Annotated in this window: 23 protein-coding genes and 1 tRNA gene; 15 read left to right on the forward strand and 9 right to left on the reverse strand. The window is 60.1% G+C overall.

The features are described 5' to 3' along the window. Positions 1-93 precede the first annotated feature (93 nt). The 6 genes from modA to ACWHXD_RS15285 all read left to right on the forward strand — a co-directional run bounded on the left by modA (position 94) and on the right by ACWHXD_RS15285 (position 6269). The gene (modA, locus tag ACWHXD_RS15260; protein WP_047710915.1) at positions 94-846 is read left to right on the forward strand and encodes a molybdate ABC transporter substrate-binding protein; all 753 of its coding nucleotides are present in this window, start codon (positions 94-96) and stop codon (positions 844-846) included. Next, the gene (gene modB, locus ACWHXD_RS15265) at positions 847-1527 is read left to right on the forward strand and encodes a molybdate ABC transporter permease subunit (protein ID WP_098951403.1); all 681 of its coding nucleotides are present in this window, start codon (positions 847-849) and stop codon (positions 1525-1527) included. Positions 1528-1532: 5 nt separating this feature from the next. Then, positions 1533-2612, forward strand: a complete 1080-nt coding sequence (gene modC, locus ACWHXD_RS15270; protein ID WP_138762786.1) for a molybdenum ABC transporter ATP-binding protein — start codon at positions 1533-1535, stop codon at positions 2610-2612. 74 nt (positions 2613-2686) lie between these two features. After that, complete coding sequence (locus tag ACWHXD_RS15275; RefSeq protein ID WP_032897185.1) at positions 2687-3736, forward strand: DNA topoisomerase IB; 1050 nt, start codon at positions 2687-2689, stop codon at positions 3734-3736. A 124-nt stretch (positions 3737-3860) separates the two neighbouring features. Further along, a complete protein-coding gene (locus ACWHXD_RS15280) occupies positions 3861-5495 on the forward strand; it encodes an ABC-F family ATP-binding cassette domain-containing protein (protein ID WP_138762787.1) in 1635 nt (544 codons plus the stop codon). A gap of 69 nt (positions 5496-5564) precedes the next feature. Then, complete coding sequence (locus ACWHXD_RS15285; protein WP_032897181.1) at positions 5565-6269, forward strand: YoaK family protein; 705 nt, start codon at positions 5565-5567, stop codon at positions 6267-6269. Between the two features lie 149 nt (positions 6270-6418). Here the strand turns inward: ACWHXD_RS15285 and ACWHXD_RS15290 are convergent, their stop codons facing one another. The 4 genes from ACWHXD_RS15290 to ACWHXD_RS15305 all read right to left on the reverse strand — a co-directional run bounded on the left by ACWHXD_RS15290 (position 6419) and on the right by ACWHXD_RS15305 (position 8235). Further along, the gene (locus ACWHXD_RS15290; RefSeq protein ID WP_032897178.1) at positions 6419-6772 is read right to left on the reverse strand and encodes a hypothetical protein; all 354 of its coding nucleotides are present in this window, start codon (positions 6770-6772) and stop codon (positions 6419-6421) included. Positions 6773-6944: 172 nt separating this feature from the next. Beyond that, positions 6945-7256, reverse strand: a complete 312-nt coding sequence (locus ACWHXD_RS15295; protein WP_003191337.1) for an AzlD domain-containing protein — start codon at positions 7254-7256, stop codon at positions 6945-6947. Then, positions 7253-7948: an AzlC family ABC transporter permease gene (locus ACWHXD_RS15300; RefSeq protein ID WP_032897176.1), complete on the reverse strand. Its 696-nt coding sequence runs from the start codon at positions 7946-7948 to the stop codon at positions 7253-7255. The genes ACWHXD_RS15295 and ACWHXD_RS15300 overlap by 4 nt, the downstream gene beginning before the upstream one ends. Positions 7949-8019: 71 nt before the next feature. Then, positions 8020-8235: a hypothetical protein gene (locus ACWHXD_RS15305; RefSeq protein ID WP_003191339.1), complete on the reverse strand. Its 216-nt coding sequence runs from the start codon at positions 8233-8235 to the stop codon at positions 8020-8022. Between the two features lie 223 nt (positions 8236-8458). Here ACWHXD_RS15305 and ACWHXD_RS15310 point away from each other — a divergent pair, with 223 nt between their 5' ends. The 7 genes from ACWHXD_RS15310 (at position 8459) to ACWHXD_RS15340 (ending at position 16199) form a co-directional block, all read left to right on the forward strand. Then, positions 8459-9742 carry an arsenic transporter gene (locus ACWHXD_RS15310; RefSeq protein WP_032897175.1) on the forward strand — a complete coding sequence of 428 codons (1284 nt, stop codon included), beginning with the start codon at positions 8459-8461 and terminating at the stop codon, positions 9740-9742. An 11-nt stretch (positions 9743-9753) separates the two neighbouring features. Further along, complete coding sequence (locus tag ACWHXD_RS15315) at positions 9754-10236, forward strand: arsenate reductase ArsC (protein ID WP_138762788.1); 483 nt, start codon at positions 9754-9756, stop codon at positions 10234-10236. Between the two features lie 545 nt (positions 10237-10781). Next, on the forward strand, positions 10782-11393 hold the full coding sequence (locus ACWHXD_RS15320) for a LysE family transporter (RefSeq protein ID WP_138762789.1): 612 nt from the start codon (positions 10782-10784) through the stop codon (positions 11391-11393). A 318-nt stretch (positions 11394-11711) separates the two neighbouring features. Continuing rightward, positions 11712-12005, forward strand: coding sequence for a hypothetical protein (locus tag ACWHXD_RS15325; protein ID WP_138762790.1), 294 nt, complete (start codon positions 11712-11714; stop codon positions 12003-12005). A 236-nt stretch (positions 12006-12241) separates the two neighbouring features. Then, positions 12242-14956: a magnesium-translocating P-type ATPase gene (mgtA, locus tag ACWHXD_RS15330; protein ID WP_138762791.1), complete on the forward strand. Its 2715-nt coding sequence runs from the start codon at positions 12242-12244 to the stop codon at positions 14954-14956. Between the two features lie 64 nt (positions 14957-15020). Beyond that, positions 15021-15368, forward strand: coding sequence for a DUF2493 domain-containing protein (locus tag ACWHXD_RS15335; RefSeq protein ID WP_003191350.1), 348 nt, complete (start codon positions 15021-15023; stop codon positions 15366-15368). 18 nt (positions 15369-15386) lie between these two features. Then, on the forward strand, positions 15387-16199 hold the full coding sequence (locus ACWHXD_RS15340; RefSeq protein ID WP_499084187.1) for a PA4824 family protein: 813 nt from the start codon (positions 15387-15389) through the stop codon (positions 16197-16199). On the opposite strand, the gene ACWHXD_RS15345 is transcribed toward ACWHXD_RS15340, so the two are convergent. Then, positions 16196-16894 (reverse strand): tellurite resistance TerB family protein, encoded by a 699-nt coding sequence (locus ACWHXD_RS15345; protein ID WP_138762793.1) that lies wholly within the window; start codon positions 16892-16894, stop codon positions 16196-16198. The two genes, ACWHXD_RS15340 and ACWHXD_RS15345, sit on opposite strands and share 4 nt — an antisense overlap. 124 nt (positions 16895-17018) lie before the next feature. Between ACWHXD_RS15345 and ACWHXD_RS15350 the strand changes: the two genes are divergently transcribed. Further along, positions 17019-17546: a DinB family protein gene (locus ACWHXD_RS15350; protein WP_138762794.1), complete on the forward strand. Its 528-nt coding sequence runs from the start codon at positions 17019-17021 to the stop codon at positions 17544-17546. Positions 17547-18118: 572 nt separating this feature from the next. Here ACWHXD_RS15350 and ACWHXD_RS15355 read toward each other — a convergent pair. Next, positions 18119-18595 (reverse strand): hypothetical protein, encoded by a 477-nt coding sequence (locus ACWHXD_RS15355; RefSeq protein ID WP_138762795.1) that lies wholly within the window; start codon positions 18593-18595, stop codon positions 18119-18121. 223 nt (positions 18596-18818) lie between these two features. On the opposite strand from ACWHXD_RS15355, the gene ACWHXD_RS15360 reads away from it, so the two are divergent. Further along, positions 18819-18905 (forward strand) — tRNA-Leu (locus ACWHXD_RS15360). Between the two features lie 218 nt (positions 18906-19123). Here the strand turns inward: ACWHXD_RS15360 and ACWHXD_RS15365 are convergent. The 3 genes from ACWHXD_RS15365 to ACWHXD_RS15375 form a co-directional block, all read right to left on the reverse strand. Further along, on the reverse strand, positions 19124-20983 hold the full coding sequence (locus ACWHXD_RS15365; protein ID WP_138762796.1) for a calcium-binding protein: 1860 nt from the start codon (positions 20981-20983) through the stop codon (positions 19124-19126). Between the two features lie 369 nt (positions 20984-21352). Further along, positions 21353-21970, reverse strand: a complete 618-nt coding sequence (locus tag ACWHXD_RS15370) for a hypothetical protein (protein WP_138762797.1) — start codon at positions 21968-21970, stop codon at positions 21353-21355. Next, complete coding sequence (locus tag ACWHXD_RS15375) at positions 21970-22668, reverse strand: hypothetical protein (RefSeq protein WP_032897161.1); 699 nt, start codon at positions 22666-22668, stop codon at positions 21970-21972. Before ACWHXD_RS15375 ends, ACWHXD_RS15370 begins: the two co-directional genes overlap by 1 nt. Positions 22669-22698: the final 30 nt, after the last annotated feature.

The following is a 22698-nucleotide window of genomic DNA, read 5'->3' on the forward strand; positions in this document are numbered from 1 at the left end:
AGCAGCAACTTGGCACTGTACCGGCAATGGCCAACCGCTATATATTCCCATACATAGCGGTAAGCCTGCCGTACACCTTCAAGGAGTTGCCTCATGATCACCCGCGTTTCACGCCTGGCCCCCCTGCTTGCCGCCTTTGCCTTGGGTACGGCCCATGCCGATGAAGTGCAGGTGGCCGTGGCCGCCAACTTCACCGCCCCGATCCAGGCGATTGCCGCCGACTTCGAGAAAGACACCGGCCATAAACTGGTCGCGGCTTACGGTGCCACCGGGCAGTTCTACACCCAGATCAAAAATGGCGCGCCGTTTGAAGTGTTCCTCAGCGCCGATGACACCACCCCGCAAAAACTCGAAAGCGAAGGCGCTACCGTCAAGGGCTCACGTTTTACCTACGCGGTCGGCACCCTGGCGCTGTGGTCAGCCAAAGACGGCTATGTGGATGCCAAGGGCGAGGTGCTGAAGAAAAATGAGTTCAAGCATTTGTCCATCGCCAATCCCAAGGCTGCACCCTACGGCTTAGCCGCCACCCAAGTGCTGGCCAGAGAAGGCTTGACTGACAAGGTCAGGGACAAGCTCGTCGAGGGCCAGAACATCACCCAGGCTTATCAGTTTGTTTCCACCGGCAACGCCGAGCTGGGTTTTGTCGCCTTGTCGCAGATCTACAAGGACGGCAAAGTCACCAGCGGTTCGGCGTGGATTGTCCCGGCCGCCATGCATGACCCGATCAAACAGGACGCCGTGATCCTCAACAAGGGCAAGGACAGCGCCGCCGCCAAGGCCCTGGTGGACTACCTCAAAGGCCCGAAAGCGGCTGCCGTTATCAAATCCTACGGTTACGAGCTGTAAATGCCCCTGTCGAGTGCTGATTTTTCTGCGATCTGGTTGACCATCAAGCTGGCCGCACTGACCACCCTGATCCTGTTGATCATCGGCACACCGATTGCCCTGTGGTTGTCGCGCACCCGTTCCAAGTGGCGCGGCCCCATCGGCGCAGTGGTGGCGCTGCCGTTGGTGTTGCCGCCAACGGTCATCGGCTTTTACTTGTTGTTGGCCATGGGGCCCAACGGCTACGTCGGCCAGTTCACCCAGTGGCTGGGCCTGGGCACCCTCACCTTCAGTTTCGCCGGGCTGGTGATTGGCTCGGTGATCTACTCCATGCCCTTTGTGGTGCAGCCGCTGCAGAACGCGTTTTCGGCCATCGGCACGCGCCCGCTGGAAGTGGCCGCGACCTTGCGCGCCAACCCGTGGGACACGTTTTTCACGGTGATCCTGCCGCTGGCACGCCCTGGGTTTATCACCGCCTCGATCCTGGGCTTTGCCCATACCGTCGGTGAGTTCGGCGTGGTGCTGATGATCGGCGGCAATATCCCGGACAAGACCCGTGTCGTCTCGGTGCAGATCTACGACCACGTCGAAGCCATGGAATATGCCCAGGCCCATTGGCTGGCCGGGGCGATGGTGGTGTTCGCCTTTCTCGTGTTGCTGGCGCTCTATTCCAGCCGCAAAACCAAGATGGGCTGGAGCTGATCGCCATGATGGATATACGCCTGCAGCTGAAGTACTCCGCCTTCACGCTGGATGTGGACCTGCAATTGCCCGGCCGTGGCGTGAGCGCGCTGTACGGGCATTCCGGCTCTGGCAAGACCACCTGCCTGCGCTGCATCGCAGGTTTAGAACGCGCCGAACACGGTTTTGTGCAAATCAACGACGAGGTGTGGCAAGACAGCCGCAAAGGGCTGTTTGTGCCGCCGCATAAACGCGCCCTTGGCTATGTGTTCCAGGAGGCGAGCCTGTTTCCTCACCTATCGGTGCGCGCCAATCTGGAGTTCGGCCTCAAACGAATTTCACTCCCGCAGCGGCGCGTGGACATGGCCCAGGCCACCGAACTGTTGGGCATCGGGCACTTGCTTGAGCGTCACCCGCAACACTTGTCTGGCGGCGAGCGCCAGCGCATCGGCATCGCCCGCGCCTTGCTCACCAGCCCCAAGTTGTTGTTGATGGATGAACCGCTGGCGGCCCTGGACAGCCAACGCAAAAGCGAGATATTGCCTTACCTGGAACGCCTGCACGACGAGCTGGACATCCCGGTGCTCTACGTCAGCCACGCCCAGGACGAAGTGGCGCGCCTGGCTGACCATATCGTCTTGCTCAGCGACGGCAAGGCCCTGGCCAGCGGCCCTATCGGCGAAACCCTGGCGCGTCTCGACCTGCCCCTGGCGCTGGGCGACGATGCCGGCGTGGTGATCGCCGGCAGCGTCGTTGCCTACGACGCGCATTATCAGTTGCTCACCCTGCAGTTGCCCGATTGCCCGTTGCAGATGCGCGTGGCCCACGCCCCGCTGGCGGTGGGCAAACCGCTGCGGGTCAAGGTCCAGGCGCGGGATGTGAGCCTGAGCCTGCAGGCCGAAGAACACAGCAGCATCCTCAACCGCTTGCCGGTGACCGTCACTCAAACCATCGGCGCGGATAACAGTGCCCATGTACTGGTGCGTCTGGACGCTGGCGGCACGCCGTTACTGGCGCGCATCACGCGCTTCTCCCGCGACCAGTTGCAACTGCATCCGGGCCAGACGCTGTGGGCGCAAATCAAGGCAGTGGCGGTACTGGCTTAAGCATTTGGCACGACCGCAGGGCGCTGCGGTCAATCAGACATACCGGCCTGATTTGTTGCCAAGGAACCCGCCCCATGCCTGACTCTTCGTTACCCGCCGACCTGCCCCGCGACCTGCATTATGTGGATGACACCCAGCCCGGCATCCGCCGTAAAAAAGTGCGAGGCAAGTTCCAGTATCTGAACGCCAAGGGCGAGCGCATTACCGATGCCGATGAAATCAAACGCCTGAACGCCTTGGCGGTGCCACCCGCCTACACCGATGTGTGGATCTGCGCCGACCCTCGCGGCCACCTGCAAGCCACCGGCCGCGACGCCCGTGGCCGCAAGCAGTACCGTTACCACCCACGCTGGCGCGAAGTGCGCGACAGCGACAAGTATTCGCGCTTGCAGGCCTTTGGCGCCGCCTTGCCCAAATTGCGCAAACAGCTCGAAGCACAAATCGCCGAGCCGGGGTTTACCCGCGAAAAGGTATTGGCCACGGTGGTGATGTTGCTGGACGCCACGCTGATCCGCGTCGGTAATACCCAATATGCCCGCGAAAACAAATCCTACGGCCTGACCACCCTGCGCAACCGCCATGTGGACATCAAAGGCAGCGAGATCCAGTTTCAGTTTCGTGGCAAGAGTGGCGTGGAGCACCAAGTCAGCGTCAAGGATCGACGCCTGGCCCGGGTGGTCAAGCGCTGCATGGAATTGCCGGGGCAGAACCTGTTCCAGTACCTGGATGAAGACGGTGAGCGGCATACCGTCAGCTCCCAGGACGTCAACGACTACCTGCACCATCTTACCGGCGAAGATTTTACCGCCAAGGACTACCGCACCTGGGCCGGCACGGCGATGGCGCTGGCGGTGCTGCGCGAGTTGGCGTGGCAGCCCGAATCTGACGCCAAGCGGCATGTGGTGGCGATGGTCAAGGATGTCGCCCGGCAGTTGGGCAACACGCCAGCGGTGTGTCGCAAGTGCTATATCCACCCGGCGGTGCTTGAACATTTCAGCCTCGGCCAATTGTCGAAGCTGCCCAAGCCGCGAGTGCGCAAAGGCCTGAAAGCCGAAGAAGTCGCGCTGGCGATGTTCCTGGAAAAACTCGCCGAGGACTTGCCGCGAAAAGTTAAGGTGGGTTAGGCTCTGCCTCCCTTCTGACTGACAGGATGACCGCCGACGTGAACATCTAAGCCTTCCAAAATGTATCTGCAACGAGCCGCCTGGCGCGCTTGTTGGCCTGTTCGACATTTTTTTGGAGGTGCTGATGACTGACGTCAAACGGCTGCCCGCGCTTGTTTCCCTGCACCACCTGTCTTTCCAGTTCGCCAATGGCGAAACCTTGCTGGCGGACGTGAACCTGTCCATTGACCAAACGCCTACCGGTATCGTGGGGCGCAATGGACGGGGCAAAAGTATCCTGGCGAAGTTGATGGCCGGCGTGCTGCTGCCCTCCTCCGGCAGCCTGAAAAAAACCGCCAATGTTGCCTATGTGCCCCAGGCTGTCGCCGTTCAACCAGGGCAAACCATCGCCGATATCACCGCAACTGCCGCGGCCCTGGCTGCCCTTGAGCGCATGGCCCAGGGCGATGCACGTCTCGGTGACCTGGAGCTGATCGACGACCGCTGGGACCTCGCCGAACGCCTGCGTCAGGCGCTGGATGCAGCGGGTTTGCCGACCCTCAGCGCCAGTACCCCGGCCGATCAACTCAGCGGCGGCCAACTCGCCAGGGTTGCGCTGATCGGGGCGTTGTTGGCGGCGCCGCAGTTGCTGATTCTGGATGAACCCAGCAACCACCTTGACGCTGCCGGGCGCGATTGGCTGTTGCGCGTACTGGGCGCTTGGCGCGGTGGCCTGGTGGTGGTCAGCCATGATCGGCAGTTGCTCAACGCCATGGGCCGCATCATTGAACTGTCGCCCCTGGGCATTCAGGTCTACGGCGGCAACTACGATGCCTATCGCCAGCAACGCGATACTCACCAGCAGGCCGCGATTGCCGCGTGGGAGCAGGCGCGTCTGGCCCGCAGCCGCGAACGTCGGCGCCTGCAAAAAGATCACGACGACCTGCAGCGCCACGCCGCACGCGCACGTAAACAGGCCGAGACCGCCAACGTCGACCGTTTTACCAAGGCCCGCTGGAAAAGCGCAGCCAAGGAGATTGTCAGCACGGTACGCAGTGCCCATCACGATCACAAAAACCAACTCGACGCCCAAGTGCGCCAAGCTTACGAGCGCGTGGCGGATGAGACGCCCACACTGCTCGCATTACCAGGCTCAACCGTCCCGAATGGCCGCCAAGTGCTGGTGCTGGAACAGGCGCAGTTGCCTTGGCTCGATCCGCTGGCACCCGCCAGCTACCTGACGCTCAACCTGACAGGCCCGGCTCGCGTTGCCGTGCGTGGGCCGAACGGTTGCGGCAAATCGACCTTGCTCAAACTGCTCGCCGGCCACTGGCGGGCGGTCAGCGGCGAGTGCAACGTCGCGGTGCCCAGCGCCTATATCGATCAGCACCTGGCGCTGCTGGACGACCGACGCAGCCTGGTCGAACAACTCAACTTGCTCGATACGCCATTGGCCGAAGCCGAACTGCGCACACGCCTGGCGTTGTTGCAGCTGGACGCGCTGCGGGTCACGCAGCCCGCAGGGCACCTCAGCGGCGGCGAGCGTTTGAAAGCCGCGATGGCGGTAGCCTTGTGGCGTGAAACACCGGCGCAGTTGCTATTGTTGGATGAACCCACCAATCACCTGGATCTGGAATCGGTACTGGCGTTCGAGCAGGCCTTGAAGGGCTTTACCGGCGCGCTGCTGGCCGTGTCCCATGACGAGGCATTCTTGCAGGCGATCGAGCCGACTCACCATCTGACGTGGCACGCCACCGGCTGGCAACTGGAGCGTGTCTGAGGTCATTGCGCGGACAAGCAAAGCGCCCTACGGTAGTGGCCGGATAATCTCACCGAGGAAACCGGCCCCATGCTGCCTTCGTCCCGCAAGCCTTACACCAATGCCACGCTCGCCCATCGACAGCGCTGGCGCGGGCGCGTGGGCTTGATGCTGGTGGCCTGCCTGTCGGTGCTGGCGGGCATGACCGATGCCATCGGTTTTATGGCCAGCGGCGATTTCGTCTCGTTCATGAGCGGTAACACCACGCGCCTGGCGGTGGCCATCAGCGCGGGCGACCTGGGGCTCACCGGGCGGCTGGTGTTGTTGGTCGCTACCTTCGTGGTCGGCAATGCCTTGGGCGTATTGGTCAGCCGTTTCAGCAAGCGCCACGCGTTGCCCTTATTGCTGTGCATCGGCGCCTTGCTCTGCGCTGCGGCGTTGTGGCCTGCCACCGACACCTTGCCTGCGTTGCTCGCGGCCATTATTGCCATGGGCATGCTCAACGCGGCCGTCGAGGAGGTGAACGGATTACCGGTGGGGCTGACCTACGTCACCGGGGCGCTGTCACGTTTTGGTCGCGGGCTGGGCCGCTGGTTAATGGGCGAGCGCCGCAATGGTTGGCGCGTGCAACTGATTCCGTGGGCCGGGATGTTTATCGGCGCGGTGATCGGCGCCCTGCTGGAACAGCAAATGGGCCTGCGTGCACTGTGGGTCAGTGGTGCGTTGGCCGGGGCCTTGGGGGTGGTGACACTGTTGATTCCGCGACGCTGGCACTTGGGTTTCATGCCCCGTTGAGGTTGGGGGTGGAGGAGCTCGTTCGACGTTTAAGCCTCGACATCCGTGTACCGGTAAAGAGCCATCACGTCGAACGAGCGAGTGAATCATAAGCCAATGCCCGGCGGCTGTCCCGCCAGGCGTTTCGGAATATGACTAAGGCAACCGACTTACAGACAAGTGGCCAGTGCTGCCAAGCGACGCTTGGCTGGCATATTGTCCTGTGCGGCATAGTAGTTGACCTTGGAACCCGCGCCGGAGCTGAGTACATCGACAAAGTAATCGCCACCGGTGGTGTACACCGTGAAGCCACCCGCCTCGGTCGCTTCCTTGAAGCCGCCGGCATCGACGCCGAACACGCTTTCATCCTGCCAGCCAAACTGGATGCACTGGGCAACTACCAGGGTGGCCTTGTCTGACGCCAGGGTTTTGTAAGGGCTGCCTGCGCGCGCCTCTTTCATCTTCGAACCGGCGCAACCGGCCAGTGCCGCCAGTATCAATGCGCCCATTACCACTTTGTGCATGGCATTGCTTCCTTGGAAAAACCGTGACTCTACCACTGTGCCGAGGCCAACTGACGCGCCCATGAACTTTGTTTCACTGTGAAGAGTCAACACGCCGCCTATAGTTGGCAGGCTCATTTTTTAGAAGTCTCCCTTCTGCCCGCCACCCCGCGGGCTTTTTTTTGCCCGGGTATCAGAGCCACCAACGCAGCAGATAGAACAGCGCCATGCTCAATAGCACAGTGGTCAATACGCTGCGTGTCCAGTACATCAACGCCACGGCGCAGATACCGGCCAGCAGGTAAGGGTTGGTCGGGCTCAGGTTGAGCTGATGGTCAGCCAGGAAAATAATCGGCCCGCAGATCGCCGTGAGCATGCCTGGCACGGCGAAGCCCAGAAATTCACGCGCGCCGCGATTGAGCCGCACCGGCAAGCGTGGCTCGATAAACAGGTAACGGTTGAAGAACACCACCAGGCCCATGGCCACAATCATCAGGTAAATCATCGTTGCCCCACTCCCAGCCGCTTGCAGGCAAACCCCGCGCTCATCCCCAACACACCTGAGACCACCACCGCCGACTCCCAGTGCAAATAACTCAGCCAGACTGAGCACAGCAGTGCCACCGCCACGCATACCACCGTGGGCACATCGCGCACCACCGGGGTGATCAAGGCGATAAAGGTGGCGGCAATCGAGAACTCCAGCCCCAATTGATCGAGGCCGGGAATGCTCTTGCCCAGCACGATGCCGGCGAGGGTGAAGAGGTTCCAGATCAGGTAAAACGTCAGGCCGACGCCCAGGGCGTACCAACGATTGAAGGTCTGGCGGTCATAGTGGTTGACCAGGGCGAAGAACTCATCGGTCAACAAAAACCCCAGGCTCATGCGCCAGCGGGTGTTCAGCGAAGACAGGGTAGGACGCATGTGCATGCCATAGAGCAGATGCTGGGAGGTCAGCAGCAAGGTGGTCAGCACAATGGAAATCAGGCTGGCACCGCTCTTGACCATGCCAATGGCTACCAATTGTGCGGCACCGGCAAACACAATGGCGGACAAGCCTTGGGCTTGCAGCGGGGTAAATTGCGCGTCGATGGCCATGGAGCCGGCCAGCAACCCCCAGGGCGCACAGGCCAGGGACAAGGGAATGACGGCGATGGCGCCGCGGGTGAAGGCGTAATGAGGTAATGCAGTGGGCATGGAAACGGCTCATCGACAGACAGTCGACAAACATGCCAGCACCAACGAAGGCGTGTCTTGAACGATCTTGCTCAGGCGAGCTTTACCGACACCTGCTCTACCGAATCCCGCGCTTCGCGCAATTCGTAGGCATCCTGGTTCAGTCGGTGGATGGTATTGAGCAGGCGTTGGCGCAGCACTTCATCGCCGAGTTTTTCCACGGCGCGCATCAGGTCAAACGCCGCGGTTTCGTTATTTTCCGCGACGGAATCCAGGGTCTTGCGCAGGTTGCGGGTGGCTCGGGTCACGCGAGGTCTTCCTTCATCAGCAATGGGCAGGCACCTTAGGACATTTGTGTTTCAGTTTAATTTCAAACAGTTGTGGTGGTTTCACAGGCGTTTGATCCATATCAACTGAAACAAGATTTGACCGGGACATACAGAAATACGTATAGACGCACTGCGTCTGAATGCAATGGGCGACAGACCACAACGGGCCAGCCTTGCTGGTGAGCCATCGGAGCTTTTATTCATGCTTGTCGCAATTGCGATTTTCCTCGTCACCATCGTGCTGGTCATCTGGCAACCCAAGGGCCTGGGCGTCGGCTGGAGTGCCACCCTGGGCGCGATCCTGGCGCTGGCGTGTGGGGTGATCAGCCTGGCGGACATTCCGGTGGTGTGGCACATCATCTGGAACGCCACCGGTACCTTTGTCGCGCTGATCATCATTAGCTTGTTGCTGGACGAGGCCGGCTTTTTCGCCTGGACGGCCCTGCATGTGGCGCGCTGGGGCCGTGGCCGCGGGCGGCGGTTGTTTGCTTATATGGTGCTGCTCGGTGCGCTGGTATCGGCGCTGTTTGCCAATGACGGTGCGGCGTTGATCCTGACGCCTATCGTGATGTCGATGCTGCTGGCCTTGCGCTTCTCCCCGGCGGCGACCCTGGCCTTCGTCATGGGCGCAGGGTTTATCGCCGACACCGCGAGCCTGCCGCTGGTGGTGTCGAACCTGGTGAACATCGTTTCGGCGGACTATTTCAAGATTGGCTTCAATGAATACGCCGCGGTGATGGTGCCGGTGAACCTGGTCAGTGTCGCCGCCACACTCGCGGTGCTGCTGTGGTTTTTCCGCCGGGATATTCCGCAGACCTACGACCCGGCCGACCTGGACGACCCCGCCAGTGCCATCCATGACCGTGCGACCTTTCGCGCCGGCTGGTGGGTGCTGGGTATTCTGCTGGTCGGTTGTTTTGCCCTGGAACCGCTGGGCATACCCATCAGTGCGATTTCGGCGGCCTGTGCGGTGCTGCTGCTGGTAATTGCTGCCAAAGGTCATCAGATTTCCACGCGCAAAGTGCTTAAGGAAGCCCCGTGGCAGATCGTGATTTTTTCCCTGGGCATGTACCTGGTGGTGTATGGCCTGCGTAACGCCGGCCTGACCGATTACCTGGCGACCTGGCTCGACACCTTCGCCACCTACGGCGTGTGGGGCGCGGCCATGGGCACCGGGGTGCTGACGGCGCTGCTCTCCTCGGCCATGAATAACCTGCCGACTGTGCTGATTGGCGCGTTGTCCATCGAGTCCAGCCAGGCCGTGGGCGTGGTCAAGGACGCGATGATCTACGCCAATGTGATCGGCAGCGACCTGGGCCCGAAAATCACGCCTATCGGCAGCCTGGCCACTTTGCTGTGGCTGCACATCCTGGCGCGCAAAGGCATCACCATCACCTGGGGTTACTACTTCAAGGTCGGGATCGTGCTGACCTTGCCCGTGCTGCTGATCACCCTCGCCGCCCTCGCTTTGCGCTTGAGCCTCTAAAGGAGCGCCCCATGAGAGTCCTGTTCATGTGTACCGCCAACAGTTGCCGCAGCATCCTGTCTGAAGCGATGTTCAACCACTTGGCACCGTCGGGCTTCAAGGCGATCAGCTCTGGCAGCTTCCCCAAGGGGCAGGTGTTGCCACGCAGCCTGACCACGTTGCAGGCGGCGGGCATCAGCACTGACGGCCTTTACAGCAAAGGCAATGACGCCTTTGAAGACAGCCCGCCGGATGTGGTCATCACCGTGTGCGATAAAGCGGCCGGTGAAGCGTGCCCGGTGTATTTCGGCCCAGCGGTGAAGACGCATTGGGGCTTGGAAGACCCTTCCGAGGTACAGGGTGATGAGGCGCAAGTAGAGGCGGCATTCAAAGCCACCCTCGACATTATCGCTGCACGCTGCGAGGCGTTTTTTGCGCTGCCCTTTGCGAGTTTGTCGCCAAATGAATTGAAGGCTGAAGTCGACCGCATTGCCTCAACACCGCAGCCGTTGTAGGAGCGAGCTTGCTCGCGAAAAACTCATAGACACCGCGCTCATCCAGAAAACACGCGTTATCGTTGACGCTTCTCGCGAGCAAGCTCGCTCCTACAGGGGGGCGCTAATTCTGTGGGCAATGCATGGCCAATGTGGGAGCTGGCTTGCCTGCGAAAGCGGTGGTTCAGTTGAAGATTCAGTGACTGACACACCGCCTTCGCGAGCAAGCCCGCTCCCACAGGGGATCTGTGCCAGGCGCTGATTTTGTGGGCAATACATAACCAATGTGGGAGCTGGCTTGCCTGCGAAAGCGGTGGTTCAGTTAAAGATGCAGTGACTGACACGCCGCCTTCGCGAGCAAGCCCGCTCCCACAGGGGATCTGCGCCGGGCGCTGATTCTGTGGGCAATGCATGGCCAGTGTGGGAGCTGGCTTGCCTGCGAAAGCGGTGGTTCAGTTGAAGATTCAGTGACTGACACACCGCCATCGCGAGCGTTCCTACAGAGGACGTGGTATCCCCCTCCCGGACTGACGTATGCTCTGGCACTTTCTCGAAAGGAGCTGAGTATGCTGTCGATCTTTGTTTATGCGCTGGTATTCGGCTTCGTATTTTGCCTCTCCCCCGGCGCCGTACTGGCAGAGACCCTGCGCCGCGGCTTGCTCCATGGCTTCACACCGGCCTTGCTGGTGCAGTTCGGCTCGCTGGTGGGCGACGCCGTCTGGGCCGTGATTGGCCTCACCGGTATCGCACTGCTGATCCAGCATGATGCAGTGCGGGTACCACTCACAATCATCTGCGCGCTGTACCTGGCCTGGTTGGGCATCCGCAGCCTGATTGATGCCTGGCAGTTGCCCGCAACCGACGACGCCCCTGCCAGCTCAGGCAAAAATGCGTTGGCGGTGGGCGCGGCGATTTCCCTGGCCAACCCTAAGAATATTGTCTACTGGGGCGCCCTGGGCAGCGCACTGTCGGGGATTGTCGGCACCACCCCCAGCCACGCGCAAACGCTGATGTTTTTTGCCGGCTTCATGCTGGCGTCGGTGCTCTCGTGTTTTCTCACTGCCGCCTTGGTAAACCTGCTGCGCAAAAATGCATCACCGACTTGGCAGCGCGTGAGTTATGCGGCCTGCGGTTTAGTATTGATCTATCTGGCGCTACTCGCCGCGCAAGGTATATGAAGTTATTCAACCTACAACTTACGCGCGGCTCTTATCTGAACGAACTCTGAACACCGGATAATTTAATTAATCATACGTTGACATTCACTGATGCCCTGAGTAGATTGCCCGTGCCCGCAACTGGGGCCTTTTTTAAACCTCACAAAAGAAGCCAATGGACACAGTATCTAGTCGCTGTCCGAGCACCGCCTCTGCGGGCATCGGGCGCCAAACCCAGAATATGACAGGACTCGCGTTCCAGGTCCGGTAAGCTGCGCTAGAGCTTGATGCTCCACCGTAACTGCCTCACCGGTCGCCCGTCCGGTCCCGAGGTGTGTTATGACCTTCCAACTCCTTGTTTTGCCCGATACACGCACACTGGTGGCCGCCCTGCGCGCCAAGCTGTGCCGAGCACCCGTGGGCTTTTCGCCAACCCGCTCGACCTTTGCCATACCCTCCCCTCAAGTGCGCTCGGCCCCGCCGCTGGCGCACTGGCGTATCAGCCCTGAAAGCGGCCACCTGGTGCAGCACTGGGATCACGCCGACCCTCTAGACCCACAGAGACCCAAGGTTTTCAGCCTGTCGCAAGCGCGCTTGCTGTTCGGTCTTTACCTGAGCGCTCGCGCCGCCTGACCTGGCTGGAAACAACAACTTTCTTATTGATGACCCTGGAGTTCGTTATGAACAGGTCCAGTAGTAGCCCGCTGCACGTTAGTTAACTAACGCGCCGTTAGCGGGCCCTTCAGAAGTTATGTGAACACCTTATTTAAACCGATCGCAAAGTTTGCGGCTCGGCATGCTTTCGCTCGCCTGTCTGCAGGTAAGTACCGGGTATGTTTTGTCGAGAATTGGCGACAGGAGTACAGACAATGAGCGCCGTAAAAAACACGCCTCTGCACAAGAAAAATGGCACCGCCGCCGACACCAAGCTGTCGATGCGTGCCGCCCGTGAAGCCCACAATGGCCTGGCGGCCACCCTCGCCAATGTACGGGCCACCCAGGACGGCCTGACCGAACTGGACGCCTCGGCGCGCCTGCAACGGGAAGGCTATAACGAAGTCGCCCATGACAAGCCGCCGCACGCGATCATCCAGTTCCTGCAGGCCCTGAACAACCCGTTCATCTACGTGCTGTTGACCCTGGGCGGTATCAGCTTTGTGACTGACTGCTGGCTGCCGATGCAGGAAGGCGAAGAAGCCGACCCGACCAAGGTCGTCATCATCATGACCATGGTGTTGCTCAGCAGCCTGCTGCGTTTCTGGCAGGAACACCGTTCGGCCAAATCCGCCGAGGCCCTCAAGGCCATGGTACGCACCACCGCCACCGTGCTACGCCGCGAGCAGGTTGGCGCCCAGCCCACCTTGCGTGAAGTACCGATGCGTGACCTGGTGGCCGGCGATATCGTGCAATTGTCCGCCGGCGACATGATCCCCGCCGATATCCGCCTGATCGAGTCCCGCGACCTGTTTATCAGCCAGGCCGTGCTGACCGGTGAAGCCTTGCCGGTGGAGAAGTACGACACCCTAGGCGATGTCACGCAAAAATCCGCCTCCACCCTCGCCGCCGACCAGGGCAACCTGCTGGACTTGCCGAACATTTGCTTCATGGGCACCAACGTGGTCAGCGGTCGCGCCAAAGCAGTGGTGGTGGCAACGGGGCCGCGTACTTACTTCGGTTCCCTGGCCAAGGCGATTGTCGGCTCGCGAGTGCAAACCGCCTTCGACCGGGGCGTGAACAGTGTCAGCTGGCTGCTGATCCGCTTCATGCTGGTGATGGTGCCCATCGTGTTCTTCCTCAATGGCTTCTCCAAGGGCGATTGGGGCGATGCCTTCCTGTTTGCCCTGGCGGTAGCCGTCGGCCTTACCCCGGAAATGCTGCCGATGATCGTCAGCGCCAACCTGGCCAAGGGCGCTACGGCCATGGCCAAGCGCAAAGTGGTGGTCAAGCGCCTCAATGCGATCCAGAACTTCGGTTCGATGGATGTGCTGTGCACCGACAAGACCGGCACCCTCACCCAGGACAAGATCATCCTCGAGCATCACGTCAATGCCTTCGGCCAGCGCGATGACGCCGTGCTGTCCCTGGCCTGGCTTAACAGCTTTCACCAGAGCGGCATGAAAAACCTGATGGACCAGGCAGTGGTGCAGTTCTCGGAACAGAACCCCAAGTTCCAGGTGCCGTTTGCCTACAGCAAGGTCGATGAATTGCCGTTCGACTTTGTACGCCGCCGCCTGTCGATCGTGGTCAAGGATGCCGCCGGTGACCAGTTGCTGGTGTGCAAGGGCGCGGTGGAAGAGATGCTGAGCATTTCTACCCATGTCATGGAGGCCGGCGAAGCCTTGCCCCTGGATGACCGCCGTCGTGACGCCCTGCTGGCACTCGCCAATGACTACAACGAAGACGGTTTCCGCGTACTCGTAGTGGCGACCCGCAATATCCCCAAAGCACTGGCACGCCAGCAGTACACCACTAGCGATGAGCGCAACCTGGTGATCCAGGGCTTCCTGACCTTCCTGGACCCACCGAAGGAAACCGCAGGCCCGGCCATTGCGGCGCTGCAGCAGATTGGCGTGGCGATCAAGGTGTTGACCGGTGACAACGCCGTGGTCACCAGCAAGATCTGCCGCCAGGTTGGCCTGGAACCGGGCCAGCCGCTGCTGGGCGTGGAAATCGAAGCCATGGACGAAGCCACCTTGCTGCGTCGCGTGGAAGAACGCACGGTGTTCGCCAAGCTCACGCCGCTGCAAAAATCCCGCGTGCTCAAGGCGCTGCAAACCAACGGTCACACCGTCGGCTTCCTCGGTGACGGTATCAACGATGCGCCGGCGCTGCGCGATGCCGATGTGGGTATTTCGGTGGACAGCGGCACCGACATCGCCAAGGAATCGGCCGACATCATCCTGCTGGAAAAAAGCCTGATGGTGCTGGAAGAAGGCGTGCTCAAGGGCCGCGAAACCTTCGGCAATATCATGAAGTACCTGAACATGACCGCCAGCTCCAACTTCGGCAACGTGTTCTCGGTGCTGGTGGCCAGTGCGTTCATTCCATTCATGCCGATGCTGGCGATTCACCTGCTGCTGCAAAACCTGATGTACGACATCTCCCAGCTGGCCCTGCCGTGGGACAAGATGGACAAGGAATACCTGGCCAAGCCGCGCAAGTGGGATGCGAAAAACATTGGCCGCTTCATGATCTGGATCGGGCCGACCTCGTCGATCTTCGACATCACCACCTTTGCGCTGATGTGGTACGTGTTCGCGGCCAACAGTGTGGAAATGCAGACGCTGTTCCAGTCCGGCTGGTTTATCGAGGGGCTGCTTTCGCAAACCCTGGTGGTGCATATGCTGCGCACCCGCAAGATCCCGTTCTTCCAGAGCACGGCTGCCTGGCCGGTGTTGATGATGACCTGCATCGTGATCGCCCTGGGCATCTACGTGCCGTTCTCACCGCTGGGCACCCTGGTGGGCCTGCAACCGCTGCCGCTGGCGTACTTCCCATGGCTGGTGGGCACCTTGCTGGCTTACTGCTGCGTCGCCCAACTGATGAAAACGATCTACATCCGCCGCTTCAAGCAGTGGTACTGACCCTCCCCGCCGTTCAAACGCAGGCGGCCGCCCGGTCGCCTGCGTGCAATACAAGGATTTACTCATGCGCGTGTTGATCTGTGCAGGTCGTCATTACGCCGACACCAAAAAGTCCCGCCACGTGCTGGACGCTTACCACCGCCTGCGCCCGGTGCAGGTGCTGATCCACGGCGGCAACCAGTTCCTGGGCAGTGAGATTGAGGAATGGGCACGAGAAATCGGTATCGACGTGGTGCGTTACCCACCCAATTGGCAGCGCCACGGCAAACAGGCCGAACGCCAGCGCAACCATTTCATGCTGGCCGACAGCCGTCCCGACCTGATCATCGCCCTGCCGGGTGGTGACGATACCTCGGAGCTGGTCTGCCAGGCCAAAGCCAGCGGCATTTCGGTGCTGACCGTAGAAAGCTGAATTCAAGCGAGGTGCATCATGCACAAAAAATACACGCCGGCGCGCCGCGACGGGTTTACCAAATATCGCGCACGCCACGCTCGCCACACCCCGCTGTTACTGCCGCCAGCAAAGCGCCGTGCATTGCAGCGCAACTTGATCTTTATCGGCATAACGCTGGGCCTGGTCTTTGTCGTCGCGTTGATTTCAAAAGCGCAAGCCGCAGGCGGCGCTTATGTGGTGGATGACGGTGCGATCAACGCGCCGGGGGACTGCAACATCGACGCCTGGTACAGCGCCCAGCGGCACGCGGGCAGTACCCACAACAGCAACGTATCGCCCGCCTGCACGTTCAGCGCCATGCCTGCCGTGCAATGGGGCGCCGCGTTGTCACGGGCCACGGATGCAGGCAAAGGCGAGACGCAGATCAGCCCGCAAGCCAAGGTGCAGGTGCTGTCACGGCAAGACTTGGGCTTGGAACTGGCGGTTGCTGTCGGGGCGCATGTCGCGCTGGATCGCCATCACGGGTTTGATGGCGCAGACCTGAACATCCCACTCACATGGCAACCCTTGGCGCCCCTGCGGCTGAACCTGAACGCGGGCTGGAGCCACGCCTACAACGACGGTGATCAACAACACCGACTGACCTGGGGCACAGGGTTCGAATATCAGTTGGCAGACGCGCTCACACTGATTGGCGAGCGCTATGGCCAGGAAGGCGGCGAACAGGCCTGGCAGGCTGGGCCGCGTTTGCACATCGGCGAATTTGTCGACGTGGACGTGCTGGTCGGGCGCAGCCTGATTGGCGATCGCGCCCAGTTGCTGACCACTGGGGCGACGCTGAGGTTCTAGGCTTTGGCCTGCTGCTCCAGATGCACCTGCAATTGCGGGTCGATTTGCAACTGACCGGCCAGGTCGTCGAGGTAATTACGCTCGGCGTCCTGTTGGTCATCGACCAGCATCACGCTCGCCAGGTAAATCTCCGCAGCGAGTGCCGGGTCATTGGCATACTCGGCAAAATCGGCGGCATCCAATGGCTTGGCGACTTCGGCGTCGAGCCACTGCTGCAATTGTGGGTCGTCGGTATGACGGCCGATTTCTGTAGAAATCATCTGCTGCTCTTTCGCATCGATTTTGCCATCCGCCTTGGCCGCCGCGATCAACGCACGCAGTACGCCGTGGCTATGGGCTTCGGCTTCAGGCCCTTCAAGCTGGTCAACGGTCTGGATAGCTTGCTGCGGCGCCGAGGCCTGTTGGCGTTGCCAGGCTTGGTACGCCTGGAACGCCGCCATCCCCAGGGACGCCAGCGCCGCGTAGTTCATCCCACCGCCGCTACGCGTCTGGGCAGTACCACCTGCCGGCGCGCCGCCCAACAAGCCACCCAGGCCACCTAGTAAACCACCCAAACCGCCGCCCGCCGAAGACGCATTGCCGGTGCCGGCGCCCTTCAACAACCCTCCGAGCAACCCGCCCAGGCCGCCGCCCGAAGCCCCGCCGCCTTGCTGCCCTGCACGCAACAGTTGTTCCAGTAGATCGCTGGTATTCATGGTGTCGCCCTCCGGGGCGCAATAGTGGCGTTGATCAAACATAGTCCTCCCCAGATGGAACACCATGACCGTCGGGCGGGCAAGCTTTATGATGACGCCATCACGCCGACAAGGGAGAACAGCGGTGAATCGCATCGAGCATATTGCGTTGATGGCCACCTACAACCAATGGATGAACCGCAAGGTCTACGACGCCGCCAGCACCCTGACGCACGCACAATTGACCCTGGACCGCCAGGCGTTTTTCGGCTCGATTCTCGGCACCTTGAACCACCTGATGCTGGGCGACATCGTCTGGCTCAAACGCTTTGCCGAACACCCGGCCCACTTTGCGGCCTTGGCGCCACTCAACGGGATTGCCACGCCCAGCGACCTCAAGCAATTGGCCTTCGCCAGCCTCGCTGAATTATCGGCCCATCGCGCCTGGCTGGATCAACTGATCATCGATTGGGTCAAGAGCCTGCACGAGTCCCACCTTGATCAACGCCTGCGCTATCACAACATGCGCGGCCTGGCTGCCGAGAAACCCTTCTTCGGCCTGCTGGTGCACTTTTTCAACCACCAGACCCACCACCGCGGCCAGGTGACGACACTGCTGAGCCAGGCGGGTGTAGATGTGGGGATCACCGACTTACTGGCCCTTATTGATTGAAGGCCGACAAGGTCAATGTGGGAGCTGGCTTGCCTGCGATTGCAGCGCCGCGGTGTGACAGACATACCTGGTGCCTGCATCGCAGCATAGGTATCTACACAACTTTGCAGACCGTAGCAGCCGACGGTAACCACGATGCGAAGCGAGCCGCTCTTGATCTGCTTTTGATCTTGATCTCAGGCGCCCCGTCAAACCACGCTGGCCGGAATTCGACAGGGATTTGGGGGGTAAACCGGCAGGGATGCCGGTTTAGCCGCCCCGCGCCATGGATGGCGCGTGGCGGCGGCCCCCCAAATCACTGGCGGATTACGGGCACACCGAGCCTAGGCGAGGTGCCGAGTGGTGGGGCAAGAGCGTTTTGCTTACTTTTGCGCTGTTCAAAAGTGAGCCGCCGTCAGGGCGGAACCCTAGGTGGCCGTTACCTAAATAACGGATATGTACCCGGTCCAACTGTGTTGACTGCCAGGCCGCCTTCGCGAGCAAGCCCGCCCCCACAGTAGAATCGCGGGGTGTCAGGAAGATAGATGTCGGCTGTCAGGCCGCCATCGCAGGCAAGCCAGCTCCCACACTAATCACTTCACCTTGCTGCTCAAGGTCTCCACACTGCGCTTCAACTCATCCAGGCTACGCTTGAGCCCGTCGATCTCGCCTTTCTGCCGCTCTATCGTGCTCTTCTGCTCGTCCACCGTACGCTTGAGACTCGACAGCTGACTGTCACTGCTACTGGCACTCGAACCGTCCTTACGCTTGAACTCATCAAACGCACGCTCCTGACCTTCCACCTTGCTTTTCAAGCTTTGCAGTTCGCTTTGACTCTGTTTTTGCCCAGCCTGCAGCGCCTCGATAGCACCCACGGAAACACCCGACGGCTTCAACACATAGGCACCGCCCACGTCCATCGAGCCGGCCGTCAACTTGTCTGAAGACGACGCACTAAACTCACCCCACCGCACCGCACTCCCCGCCTGCGCCGAGCTGAACACGGCAGTGCCCAACAAACCCGCCACACCCGCGGCCATGATCCAAGCCTGCTTACGGACCCTGAGCATCAAACGACTCCTTGCGAAATGCCGAAATGGCATATCGCTATGACTGTCATTTATGGGGCTTGTTCCTGCGTTGCGTGCGTTCATCAAGACGTGACACAAAGGCCCTGTAGATCACTGATCTGCCACGCTTTTTCCTGCGCATCTTTATGCGGGAAAACCGGCTTTGAGGTTGCGCTGAAGCGGCTGGATCTATATATTCCCAACCCTGTTACACCGCGCTACCGCCCGAATGGCGAAACTGGTAGACGCATGGGACTTAAAATCCCCCGCTCGTAAGGGCGTCCCGGTTCGATTCCGGGTTCGGGCACCATAGATATCAAGGGCTTGCCAGGGAAACCTGGGCAGGCCCTTATCTTTTCCGCTCCGCAATTTAAAACCCCGCTCGCCAATCCCTTCCCCGGCGTCCAGCCAAACAAAATCAGGCACTCCTTCTCGTACGCGTTGACGGCTGCAAAACGATAAGCCAGAAAAAACCCCACAGCATCAACGACGCTGTGGGGTTTTATCGCCAACCTTACCGATACCGCATCAAACCACGCTGATCATCTCTGCACTCAACTGCGCCGCATTGAACCCCACCAGGGTGACACTGCTGTCCCCCGCCAGAATTACGCTGTCACTGCCATGCTGGGTAGTGGCTCCGAGCACAGCATCGGCATTGGCAAACAGCGACTTGGCGAACACCAGCAGGTCCTGCCCGTTCTGGTGAATGTTGAAGTCGCTGATCACGTCGTGGCCGAACCCGCGTTGATCGAAAACAAACAGGTCGCTGCCCACGCCACCGCTGAGTTGGTCATTGCCCAGCCCGCCGATCAAGACGTCATTGCCGCTGGCGCCATACAGCGCGTCGTTGCCCGTGCCGCCCAGTAGCGTGTCGTTGCCCTCGCCGCCGTGCAGCAGGTCATTGCCGGCGCCACCGTCGAGCCGGTCATTGCCGTTCTGGCCGAATATCAGGTCACGCGCGGCGGTGCCTTTGAGGGTGTCGGCCAATTGGCTGCCTTCGATGGATTTGGCATACGCCTTATCGGCGCCGAACAGGCCTTCGAAGTCGAGTTTGCCACTGGTCACCGTATAGGCCGGCGTGAGGACCTCGCCAATGCCACCGAAGAGCCCGCCGAACACTGGCACGTGGCCGAGGCTGTTGGCCAGGCCGGTTTCGAACTCCACGTGTTCTACGCCGTGCAATTCCTTCAGGCCGTATTGGCCGCTGCTGTCGTTGAGAAACAACGTGCCATCGCTGAGCTTCACCGCTTCGTAGGAAGACGCGGTGCCTTTGAGGAAGACTTTGTCGTTGCCCTCACCGCCGGCGACAATATCGGTACCGGTACTCACGCGGAAACTGTCGTCACCCTTGAACCCGTCCAGGAAGTCATCGCTGCGCCCGTCCTGCAGCTTGTCCGAACTGTCGGTGCCCAGCAGGAAGGCCGGTGTGCCGTAGTGGTTGGAGGTGGCGGTCTGTTTGTCGCTGACCCAGGTAAAGCTGCGGCTGATGGCGTCGAGGTTGCTGATGACGATGGTGCTGTCGCGTTCGATGTAATCGTAGAAAGTCGATTGGGCGATACGCTGGATAGGGTTGATGAAAATGCCTTCCAGGTGCGCGGCCCACCCTGACAGGTTGGCAATCGAAAACGGACCATTGGGCCAGGTTGGTAGCGCGTAGATCGTGTCGAACAGCACGATGTTGTCGGTGGTCGAGGTGTAACTGGCGTCACTGCCTTGAAGCGCGTCGATGATGGCGCTGCCCACGTCAGTCTCTTGCCCCGTGAGGCGGTGGACCACATCGTTTTCAAAGCCGAAGTTGAAGATTCCGTCGCTGTTGCTGGATTTGGGCGACTCCATGCCAAAGTAATCCGAATCCTTGAAAAAACCGTCTGCCAAAGTGTCCTTGCCAATATACATGCTGTTGGTAACCGAGCCGCCTTGGCTGTAGCCGGTCACCAGAACATCTTTACCGCTCAGGTTATGGCCCGTGGCGTAATCCTTAATTGAATTGAGCAGGTAGTCGTAGCCGTTGATATAAGAGTTGTCGATCATTGCTGGCCAACCCAGCAGATCAATTGGCGAGTTGGTGCCGGCAATGGAAAAACCCATTTTGACTAATTGGCCGCTGTCATCGTATTGACCAAACACCCTGGCCTGGGAGCCGAACACGCCGTCGCCGGTAAAACTTCCAGTGATGTCGGTGTGGCTGCTATCAACCTCCAGTTCGCTCGCGCCGATTTCACGCCAGCCCTTGGGCAGCGCGAAGGTGTTGCCCTCGCCCAGCACAAGCCCCGGAATGTTGTAGAGCGCGCCGACGGTCGCTACGCCACTGGTGTAAGTGGCGAGGGTCCAGGCATCTGAAATCAGGACGCGGGCGTCTTGCCCCTTGTAATCGAATATAGCCATGTCAGTACTCCTTGAGCCCAGCGATCAACACCGAAAATCAACGGTAATACCTGATGCGTCGGGCTAAACAATATGCATTGAAGTTGTTGTTGTGCATTCTGTTCAGGCTGCTTCGTTGCTTAATATCGAGGTTAACCATTAAGGAAGCTCGTCAACACTAGCCTAGAAGTGCCGCCTTAAAATGACCGACTATCGGATGGCAAGGGTATGTACTCAGGGATATAGACGACAAAAGCGCCATAAGCGCTGTTTGTCGAACAAGAAGTGAAGTTCCGTGTTGTTCGTGACTAATGAGTCAAAGACAATTAAGCCCTTATAGCAAGTTGTGAACTGCAATAAGGGCTCAAGCAGTTCAGGTTTCTCTGGAACTCAGGAAGAATAAACCTCAGCACGTTGGCATACAGGCTGCTTGAACCTGGGCAATTGCTGACGGGCCAGTTGTGCCTGCACGCCCGCGACCGCTTCAAGCACTCTTTGCGCCCAATGCTCATCCTGCGGGTCAACCACCACCACGCGAAAGCCGTGGTCGTTGCCTTCAAGGCGCACGCCCTCGGAATCGTCCACGTGCAAATCAATATCGAAGGCCGGCGGAAATTTCGACGGGGTGTTCGACAGCCCATGCACCCTGAGGGCGTGGTTATGCCGCTCGCTATTCACTACGCCGTCGACACGGATGCCGTACAGCATCAGCCAACGCCTGATGTAGGAAGGCGCCCTGCCCGATGAGGTGTAGACCCAGATACTGCAACCCTGGCGCCGCAGCTCCCGTGTCAACGACCGGGTGCCGATACGCAGCGGTTCTCCCCACCAACGATGAGCGCAGGCCGGCAGCCAACTGCTCTCGACATCAGCGTGGTCAAGTTGGCAAGCCAGCGTGTCGTCAATATCAAAGGAGATGCGTACGCGCGGGTGCTTGGCGGCACGCGTGAGGACCGCTTGCTGGACGGCTTGCACGGCTCGGCTGGCGAGTGTTGGATACCAGCGCATTAATGGCCTCCCTGATAGATAGGCTGTGGTGTATCGCTCAAGAAAAACGCCTTGGGATCCGGGGCCTGTTCCTCCAGGAAGGCGGCGTATTTTTTCTTGATCTTGGGCAATTCATACAACGCCTTGACCCCATGTTTGGCCGAGTTGCGGATCACCGAAGAAGGATTGAAGTAACCCTCGGCATTTTCCAACGTCAGCACAAACGGTGGCAACCCGGCGCGCATCAGCAGATAGCTGACGATCAGCGAGCCACTGCGGTTGTTGCCTTCGATGAACAACTGCGGCTTGCTGAGGATGCGCACATACACGCCGGCCGCACGTTTCCATACCGATTCACTGCGATACGCGCAGTACCAGTTGAACAAGTCCTTGATACCGCCTTCAACATTGTTGAAGAAGTGCTCTTCGGTGGCGGCCAGGTGCTGCGCGTATTCCACGCGGCGCGCCGGGTCGCTACCGCAGAGCACGGTGGCGTTGATCTCCAGCATCAGGTCCAGATGATGAAGGTCAAACAGGTCAACGCCCCGTGCGACATAGTCGTCAACCAGCGCATAGCCTTCAAGCACGTTGAGCAGCACTTCGTCGGTCAAGGGGTCGCGCGGCTCGGTAAATTGCGTGCTGAGCTCGGCAAAGCGGCTCTGCACTTTACGGAGCGCGCGTTCAATCGCTGACAAATCAAGACGATGCGTTGCAGACATTGGCATTCCTGGGCTGACGGTGGCGCACGT

This window comes from Pseudomonas fjordensis (genome assembly GCF_976987115.1).

What these genes read in the sequence shown, in the direction of transcription:
- ACWHXD_RS15295 (WP_003191337.1), bottom strand. Translation starts at nt 7,256, where the DNA reads ATGATTTACCTGATGATTGTGGCCATGGGCCTGGTGGTGTTCTTCAAC.
- ACWHXD_RS15335 (WP_003191350.1), top strand. Translation starts at nt 15,021, where the DNA reads ATGCGCGTGTTGATCTGTGCAGGTCGTCATTACGCCGACACCAAAAAG.
- ACWHXD_RS15320 (WP_138762789.1), top strand. Translation starts at nt 10,782, where the DNA reads ATGCTGTCGATCTTTGTTTATGCGCTGGTATTCGGCTTCGTATTTTGC.
- ACWHXD_RS15280 (WP_138762787.1), top strand. Translation starts at nt 3,861, where the DNA reads ATGACTGACGTCAAACGGCTGCCCGCGCTTGTTTCCCTGCACCACCTG.
- modA (WP_047710915.1), top strand. Translation starts at nt 94, where the DNA reads ATGATCACCCGCGTTTCACGCCTGGCCCCCCTGCTTGCCGCCTTTGCC.
- mgtA (WP_138762791.1), top strand. Translation starts at nt 12,242, where the DNA reads ATGAGCGCCGTAAAAAACACGCCTCTGCACAAGAAAAATGGCACCGCC.
- ACWHXD_RS15315 (WP_138762788.1), top strand. Translation starts at nt 9,754, where the DNA reads ATGAGAGTCCTGTTCATGTGTACCGCCAACAGTTGCCGCAGCATCCTG.
- ACWHXD_RS15355 (WP_138762795.1), bottom strand. Translation starts at nt 18,595, where the DNA reads ATGCTCAGGGTCCGTAAGCAGGCTTGGATCATGGCCGCGGGTGTGGCG.
- ACWHXD_RS15365 (WP_138762796.1), bottom strand. Translation starts at nt 20,983, where the DNA reads ATGGCTATATTCGATTACAAGGGGCAAGACGCCCGCGTCCTGATTTCA.
- ACWHXD_RS15300 (WP_032897176.1), bottom strand. Translation starts at nt 7,948, where the DNA reads ATGCCCACTGCATTACCTCATTACGCCTTCACCCGCGGCGCCATCGCC.
- ACWHXD_RS15285 (WP_032897181.1), top strand. Translation starts at nt 5,565, where the DNA reads ATGCTGCCTTCGTCCCGCAAGCCTTACACCAATGCCACGCTCGCCCAT.
- ACWHXD_RS15325 (WP_138762790.1), top strand. Translation starts at nt 11,712, where the DNA reads ATGACCTTCCAACTCCTTGTTTTGCCCGATACACGCACACTGGTGGCC.
- ACWHXD_RS15290 (WP_032897178.1), bottom strand. Translation starts at nt 6,772, where the DNA reads ATGCACAAAGTGGTAATGGGCGCATTGATACTGGCGGCACTGGCCGGT.
- ACWHXD_RS15375 (WP_032897161.1), bottom strand. Translation starts at nt 22,668, where the DNA reads ATGTCTGCAACGCATCGTCTTGATTTGTCAGCGATTGAACGCGCGCTC.
- ACWHXD_RS15275 (WP_032897185.1), top strand. Translation starts at nt 2,687, where the DNA reads ATGCCTGACTCTTCGTTACCCGCCGACCTGCCCCGCGACCTGCATTAT.
- modC (WP_138762786.1), top strand. Translation starts at nt 1,533, where the DNA reads ATGATGGATATACGCCTGCAGCTGAAGTACTCCGCCTTCACGCTGGAT.
- ACWHXD_RS15345 (WP_138762793.1), bottom strand. Translation starts at nt 16,894, where the DNA reads ATGAATACCAGCGATCTACTGGAACAACTGTTGCGTGCAGGGCAGCAA.
- ACWHXD_RS15340 (WP_499084187.1), top strand. Translation starts at nt 15,387, where the DNA reads ATGCACAAAAAATACACGCCGGCGCGCCGCGACGGGTTTACCAAATAT.
- modB (WP_098951403.1), top strand. Translation starts at nt 847, where the DNA reads ATGCCCCTGTCGAGTGCTGATTTTTCTGCGATCTGGTTGACCATCAAG.
- ACWHXD_RS15310 (WP_032897175.1), top strand. Translation starts at nt 8,459, where the DNA reads ATGCTTGTCGCAATTGCGATTTTCCTCGTCACCATCGTGCTGGTCATC.
- ACWHXD_RS15370 (WP_138762797.1), bottom strand. Translation starts at nt 21,970, where the DNA reads ATGCGCTGGTATCCAACACTCGCCAGCCGAGCCGTGCAAGCCGTCCAG.